The organism is Mycobacterium sp. (assembly GCF_036490025.1).
Lineage (GTDB): Bacteria > Actinomycetota > Actinomycetes > Mycobacteriales > Mycobacteriaceae > Mycobacterium.
The window spans coordinates 1-6,978 of record NZ_DASXEP010000064.1; the positions used below are offsets into that span (position 1 = coordinate 1).

Sequence of the window (6,978 nt, forward strand, 5' to 3'; positions counted from 1 at the left end):
ATCCTCGATCGTTGCGAGCAAATCATGCGGGACGTGTGCACCGACTTCGGCGGCGAGCTACGCGAGTTCAACGGCGAAACCGACCACGTGCACCTACTCGTGCACTATCCACCGAAAGTCTCGATTTCCCGACTGGTCAACAGCCTCAAAGGAGTCTCCGCCCGACACTTACGCCAGGAATTCCCGCGACACATCCGCAAATACCTGTGGGGCGAACACTTCTGGTCACCCTCTTACTTCCCCGCCTCCTGCGGCGGCGCACCACTGGCAGTGGTCAAGGAATACATCGAAAACCAGAAACGCCCCACCTAGCTCAGAACACGCCAACGCTACGCGCCGGCGTCACAACGGGATGCGATTCCTCCCGGCCGTCAACGACCGGGGTTCCTCGCAAGAAGTCAGCTGAAGCTAGAACGTGTTCACCAGCTTGTGCGGTTCGGCCAGCTGGCGGGACATGGTGTAGTGGTGGTAGTGCATCGCGCACTTGATCACGCAGATGAACAACAGGCTTGGATCAGGCCGTCGGCGCAGCATGGTGGTCATCCGACGGCGATAGACCCGGCGCAATTCCGGGTCGGGAATGTTTTTCATCAGCCGTAGGAACAGCCCGGTCGCCAGCAGCGCATCGACTGACTGCGACTTCCATTTCTGCCACGGATGTTTGCGCCAGTAGGCATTCCGCGCGCGGGCCCAGTTGAATTGCCTTGTCAGGAAGAGGTTTTCGAGCCGCTCGAAGTAGAACTCGGGATCGTACAGATCCTGCATCAGCCCGATGTAGCCGTCGCGCAACTCGTCGCGAGTCATGCCGAGCGGAATGACGTTGGTGCCGAACGGTTGTTCGTCGTCGAGATCGAGGCGGCCTTCGTCTTTCAGCCGAGCGTGCAGCGGCGTCTTGGGGATCGCCGAGAGCATGCCCACCATGGCGTGCATGATGTCGGTCTGGCCCAGGAACTCGTGCTGGGCCTTGAAGATTCGGGTGTCGTCGTGGTCGAAGCCGACGATCATGCCGCACCAGACTTCGATGCCGGAGTCCTGCACCTTGCGGACGCGGTCGACGATCGACCCGGCTTTTTTGACGTTCTGATACTTCTTCGTCTCGCGCAGCGATTCCTCGTTCGGGCTCTCGATGCCGATGAAGACGGTGACGATATTGGCTGCGTCCATCAACTGCATCAGCTCGGCGTCTTCGGCGAGGTTGAGCGAGGCCTCGGTGAAGAACGTGAAGGGATATCCCTGGGCGGCTTGCCATGCGGCAAGTTCGCGTAGCAACTCCTTCACCGCGGCCTTGTTGCCGATCAGGTTGTCGTCGACGATGAACGCGATTCGCAAGTGTTGCTTGCGCATCGCTTCCAACTCGGCGATCACCTGCGCGCTGGTCTTCAGCCTCGGCCTACGACCGAACGTGATGATGATGTCGCAAAACTCGCATTGGAACGGACAGCCGCGGCTGAATTGGACACTCCCGAACAGATAGTCCTTGGCCTTCAGCAAGTCGTAGCGCGGCACCGGCACCCGGGTCATGTCGGTCGCCTCGAGTTGTTCGTAGCGGCACCCATGCCGGCCTTCGGCCCATTCGTCGAGAAACTGTGGCCAGGTCGTTTCCGCTTCGCCGACGAAGATCACCTCGGTCAGGCCTTCGAAGTAATCTTCCTGCACGCTCACCCACGGACCCCCGACGACCGTGAAAACATCGCGGGTTTTCAGTTCGCACAGAATCTCGCGCATTCGGCCGCGCTGGACAGTCATGCCGGTGAGCGCCACGATGTCGGCCCGCGCCAACCGGTCGTAGTCGATCGACTCGACGTTCTCATCGACGATGGCCACGGAATGGCCGGCCGGCGTCAACGCCGCGAGCAGCGGCAGGCAGGCCGTCGGCAGGTTGCACTTCTTGCCGAGCAGCGGAAGTGCGTATTCGAGGCCCCAGTACGACGCGTCGAATCGAGGATTGACGAACACGATATCGGCCATAGGACTCCTTCCGGTGCCCCCCATGGGCCGCGCGCTCTGCAAGAGAGTTTCCCACGAAACGCTATTGCGCGTGGGTATAAAACTACCCCAAATTCACGAGGTCGGGCCGGGGATCGTCTTGCACCGTTGAACAAGTTCGGCGAGCGCCGCATCGTGCTCGTCGCCCGCGGGGACGGGCAGGTTGAGCCCGGTGCACAGTCCCGAGTACCACTGGGTCAGGATGTCGGCGATTTCGGAGTAAGTGCCTTGCGGGACAACATGGTTCATCACCTCGTCGGTGAGGTGGTTGGCCAGGTCGCCCCACTCGCGGCGACGGGCCATCTCGCTCAGCGCTTGGCCGAGCTCTGCCAAGCCGAAGTCTTCTAACTGCCGACGGTAGGCGGGCGTGCTGTAGAGGAAGGCCAATTCGGCACGACGCGGCTCGCGCTGTTCTTCGATCTCATCGATGGTGGCGGCCATCATGGGTTGCGCGTTGGCGACGACGGCCGGCGCCAGGCTACGGCCGGCCGCTCGGACGCCCTGCGCGATCGCGGGAAGGATGCGGGCGGTGAGGATCTCCGGGTGGGAATTAGTGGGATGACACACGAAGCCGTCTGACAATTCGCCGGCAAGGACGCACATCTTCCGATTGACCCCGCCGGTCCAGATTTGCGGGATCGGATGGTCGATCGGGCCGGGGTTGAAGTACGGCTGTAATCGAGTGAATCGGTAGTGCTTGCCCTCGTGGTTGAGTGGCTCACCTGTTTGAAATGCGTGGAAGATCGCCCGCAGCGACGCGATGTAATCGCCGAGGCGCGACACCGGCTCCGACCACGCAGAGGAGAAGCGGCCAACGATGTTGCCCCGCACCTGAGACGCGATCCCCAACTGGAAGCGGCCGCCGGAGTACTTCGCGAGATCCCAGGCCGCATACGCCACGGTCATCGGACTGCGGGGGAATGCCAGCACCATGCTGGTGCGAACGGTCAGACGCCTGGTATGCGCCAGCGCCATCGCCGCGATGGTGAATGGATCGTGGATGGTCTCGGCGACGTGGATGACGTCAAAGCCGATGCGCTCCATACGTGATGCCCAGTCAGCGATCTCGCTCAGACCCATCCGGGCCGGAGCAGAGGCGATGATTTCCACGTTGTCCCAGCCTCCTGTGCTGAATCGCTTTCAGACTAGGGTTGCAACCGTGCAGAGAGAACCAAAGCTGGCGCGCCGCTTCTTCGATCGGTTCGAGCCGGTGCATGGGGTGACGTACTTCGCGCCGGAGGCGCGGGCGGCGTTCGACGGATTGGGCTACCGCGGCTACTGGATGGGCTATTTCGCCGGGCGGTCGGCGCCGCTGGGTACGGTGGCGCCCGAGGTGGTGACGGCGATTTTCTACAACTTCGCCCCCGAGCGGGTTGCGAAGGCGTTGCCGGTGGCGTGGCAGATCGCCGGCCCCGAGGATGCGTTGCGGGTCCGGCTGGAGACCGCGGTAGCGGCGCTGCGCCGCTACGGTCTCCGCGCAGGCGAAAACGTCTCTACTGCAGCGGAATTGGCGGGCAAGGCGGCACGCAGTGCACCGCTCGACGGCCGGCCGTTGTTCGCCGCGAATCGCGCGCTGCCCTGGCCGGACGATCCCCTGGCCGCGCTGTGGCAGGCCACGACGTTGTTGCGGGAGCATCGCGGCGACACGCACACCGCGGTGTTGAGCGCAGCGGGTGTGACGGGCCGGGAGTCCAACGTGTTGCACGCCGCGGCGGGCGCCATCCCGCGTGAGTACCTCGCCCGCACCCGCGATTACGACGACGAGGAATGGCACGAGCACGAGCAGCGGCTGGCCGCGCGAGGTCTGCTCAACGAGGACGGGTCGCTGACATCGGCCGGGCGGGAACTGAAGGATCACGTCGAATCCAGCACCGATGCCCTGTCGCTGTCGGCGCTCGACGCACTCAGCGACGACGAGGTGGAGACGCTGTTTCAGGCGCTGACGCCGATCACCCGGGCCGTGGTCGCCGGCGGCGATACCCCCGCGAAGACTCCGATGGCGCTGCGCCGCAACGAATTAGACGACAACAGCGCGGGTTTGGATACTTAGGCCCAGTGCGTCAGCAGCTCTGCCAGTTTCTCTGGTTGATCGATCTGCACGTAGGTGCGGGCATTCTCGATCAGCTCCATCCGGGCGTTCGGCAGGCTGTCTGCGAGTCGTTGTGCGTCACGCACGCGGAACAAACGATCGCGGGTGCCCCAGGCGATCAGCGCCGGCCGGTCGAAGGTCTTGAGTCGCTCCGCAGCGGCCAGGGTGTGCTTGGGCGAGATTCCCCGCAACACTGCCTTCAGGTCGGCGCGGATGCGTGGGTCGTGCAGGGCAGTAAACCAGCCCACGAGCGATTCGTCGGGCAGCGGTCGCACGGTCACGGGAACCGCGGCCAGGCCGGCGCGCCGAAGCAATCGCCGTCGCAATACTTGGTCGGTGGCCGCGATCAGGCCCGGGACATGCCCGCCGAGGGTATAGATAGCCCGGAACGGGAACGGCGGGAAGTTCTCGAACGCGTCGCAGTTGGTCAACACCAGCCGATCGACGATCTCGGGGTGGTTTGCGCACAGGATCTGACAGAGCGCGCCGCCGGTGTCGTTGCCGACAACCGTGACGTCCCGCAACTCCAGCCGCTCGATGAATTCGGCGATCGTCCTCGCAAGCCCGGGCGGAGACAGGTCCGCACCGCTCATCGGTATGCGGTGTGCGCCCAGTGGCAGGTCGGGCAGAATGCAGCGCCGTCCGGCGAGCAGCGGGACGAGGTCGTCCCAGACGTTACTGTTGACGAAAAGTCCATGGATGAGGACGACGCACGGTCCACTGCCGTGGTCGCGGTAGTGCAGAACACCTTGGGAGAGAGTGATTTCCGGAATAACTCAGCCCTCGCGAATCGTGTACGTGATCAACTGCGCACTGTCATGGTAGCGAGGCACCTCGCAGCGGTGGCGTGGCTCACTGCGGGACTCGCCTACGTGACCTTGGAAGCTATTGCGGCACACGCCTTTCGGCCGGACTACAGCTACGCTAATAACCTCATCAGTGATCTCGGGATACCCTCGGGCAACTCGCCGCTGGCCTGGCTGATGAACACCGCTTTCTCTGTGCAGGGGACGCTGTTCCTGGTCGGCGCCATCCTCACCGTTCGAGCTATCGGAACGCGCAAGGCGCGGGTGTTTCTCACTCTTGCGGGCGCGAATGCCGTCGGCAACGTTCTGATCGCGATCTTTCACAGCGGACCGTCGCCGGCCGCGTGGGTGCATGCCGTGGGAGCGGTGCTGGCGATCGGGGGCGGGAACGCGGCGATTCTGGCGGGATCGTCGGTGATCAGCGGGCCGCGGTGGTATCGCAGGGTGTCGGTCGGTCTGGGTGCCTTCGGACTGGTGAGCTTCGTGCTGTTCGCTATCGGCGTTCTGCCGGTTGGGGTGTGGGAGCGATGCAGTGTCTATTCGATTACCGCCTGGCAGCTATTCACCGGGACGTGGTTATTTACCCGGCGTCCCACTGTTTGGCGCGATCGAGCTCGTCGAGCTTGAAGACGGCGAGCTCGCCAGCCGGCGGCCCCGACGCGAGACGCCGGTCCCAACTATCCGCAATCGGTACTCGCTGCTGGACCGATGGTCAACACTGGACGGATGGCAGATGCCGACGCGGACCGTGTTGCGGTGTACCTCGATTTCGACAACATCGTGATCTCCCGCTACGACCAGGTCAATGGGCGCAGCTCGTTTCAGAAGGACAAGGCCAAGGGCCTGGACAAGCACCCGGATCGCCTGGCGCGTGCGACCGTGGACGTCGGCGCCATCATCGACTTCGCCTCGTCGTTCGGCACGCTGGTGCTCACCCGCGCCTATGCCGACTGGTCGGCCGAGGTCAACACCGGGTATCGCGAGCAATTGGTTGGTCGCGCAGTCGATTTGGTGCAGCTGTTCCCCGCTGCCGCCTACGGGAAGAACGGAGCTGACATCCGGTTGGCCGTCGACGCGGTCGAGGACATGTTCCGCCTGCCCGACCTGACGCATGTGGTGATCGTGGCTGGCGACTCCGACTACATCGCGCTGGCGCAGCGCTGCAAGCGGCTCGGCCGCTACGTGGTCGGCGTCGGCGTGGCCGGTTCGTCGAGCAAGGCGCTAGCCGCGGCGTGCGACGACTTCGTCATCTACGACGCCCTGCCCGGGGTGCCGGTGCCCCAACCGGCGCCGAAGTCCCGCTCGAAACCCACCGATGACGAGCCTCCCTCGGGTCCCGACCCGCAGGCGGCCGCCACCGCCCTGCTGACCCGGGCGCTTCAGATCGGCACCGAGAAGGACGACGTCGACTGGCTGCACAACTCGGCGGTCAAGGCGCAGATGAAGCGGATGGACCCGTCTTTCAGCGAAAAGTCGCTGGGGTTCAAGTCTTTCAGCGACTTCCTGCGATCGCGCACCGATGTGGTCGAGCTGGACGAGAGTTCGACGACCCGGCTGGTGCGGCTGCGCTGAATCGATCCACCGCACGTTTCACACAAGAAGCTATTCAATCGCCGATGTGACCGGCGTAACATGTTAAAACCATGTAAAAACCGCTCCCAGAGAGGAGCAATCGGCTATGAGTTTCAAGCTCCTGGCCGGGGTGGCCGTGATCGCTGCTGGAATCGGAATGTCCGGCGCAGCGCCTGTTCACGCGACCCCGACGAATCCACTGACACCCTGTTCCGTATGCCTACCGGGTCCAGGCGGCGGGCCGGGCGGCCACGTACTCGGAGTCCCGGGAACGTCAACCCTGCCTCCGATAATGGGTGCCGGGCCCAAGTTCGGGCATCCGTCCGTTATGCAACCCCGGACTCACATCGCAAAGCGCCTAGGCGAATAGATCCGCAGAGCGGAACCGTGGCGCACATCGTCGATGATGTGCTGTCACAGGGGCTTTCGCTGCGCGGAGACGAACCAGTGCGTCGGCGAGGCCTCTTCGAGGCCTTCGGGTGACGGTCGGTCGTAGCTGGCCATCAGCTCGTCGGATGGTGTCGC

At 63.9% G+C, this 6,978-nt stretch carries 7 protein-coding genes; 4 read left to right on the forward strand and 3 right to left on the reverse strand.

Annotated elements, in window-relative coordinates:
• The coding region (tnpA, locus tag VGG53_RS07155; RefSeq protein ID WP_331517336.1) for an IS200/IS605 family transposase at positions 1 to 312 on the forward strand (312 nt) is incomplete at its 5' end.
• A gap of 96 nt (positions 313 to 408) precedes the next feature.
• On the opposite strand, the gene VGG53_RS07160 is transcribed toward tnpA, so the two are convergent.
• Both VGG53_RS07160 and VGG53_RS07165 read right to left on the reverse strand, forming a co-directional pair.
• Positions 409 to 1,968, reverse strand: coding sequence for a DUF4070 domain-containing protein (locus VGG53_RS07160; RefSeq protein ID WP_331517338.1), 1,560 nt, complete (start codon positions 1,966 to 1,968; stop codon positions 409 to 411).
• Positions 1,969 to 2,061: 93 nt separating this feature from the next.
• On the reverse strand, positions 2,062 to 3,096 hold the full coding sequence (locus tag VGG53_RS07165) for a TIGR03617 family F420-dependent LLM class oxidoreductase (RefSeq protein WP_331517339.1): 1,035 nt from the start codon (positions 3,094 to 3,096) through the stop codon (positions 2,062 to 2,064).
• A gap of 49 nt (positions 3,097 to 3,145) precedes the next feature.
• Between VGG53_RS07165 and VGG53_RS07170 the strand changes: the two genes are divergently transcribed.
• The gene (locus VGG53_RS07170; protein ID WP_331517341.1) at positions 3,146 to 4,036 is read left to right on the forward strand and encodes an SCO6745 family protein; all 891 of its coding nucleotides are present in this window, start codon (positions 3,146 to 3,148) and stop codon (positions 4,034 to 4,036) included.
• Here VGG53_RS07170 and VGG53_RS07175 read toward each other — a convergent pair.
• The gene (locus VGG53_RS07175; protein WP_331517344.1) at positions 4,033 to 4,848 is read right to left on the reverse strand and encodes an alpha/beta hydrolase; all 816 of its coding nucleotides are present in this window, start codon (positions 4,846 to 4,848) and stop codon (positions 4,033 to 4,035) included. The genes VGG53_RS07170 and VGG53_RS07175 overlap by 4 nt on opposite strands.
• Between VGG53_RS07175 and VGG53_RS07180 the strand changes: the two genes are divergently transcribed.
• Positions 4,801 to 5,508 (forward strand): DUF998 domain-containing protein, encoded by a 708-nt coding sequence (locus VGG53_RS07180; protein WP_331517342.1) that lies wholly within the window; start codon positions 4,801 to 4,803, stop codon positions 5,506 to 5,508. The genes VGG53_RS07175 and VGG53_RS07180 overlap by 48 nt on opposite strands.
• A 99-nt stretch (positions 5,509 to 5,607) precedes the next feature.
• Positions 5,608 to 6,453, forward strand: coding sequence for an NYN domain-containing protein (locus tag VGG53_RS07185; RefSeq protein WP_331517343.1), 846 nt, complete (start codon positions 5,608 to 5,610; stop codon positions 6,451 to 6,453).
• Positions 6,454 to 6,978: the final 525 nt, after the last annotated feature.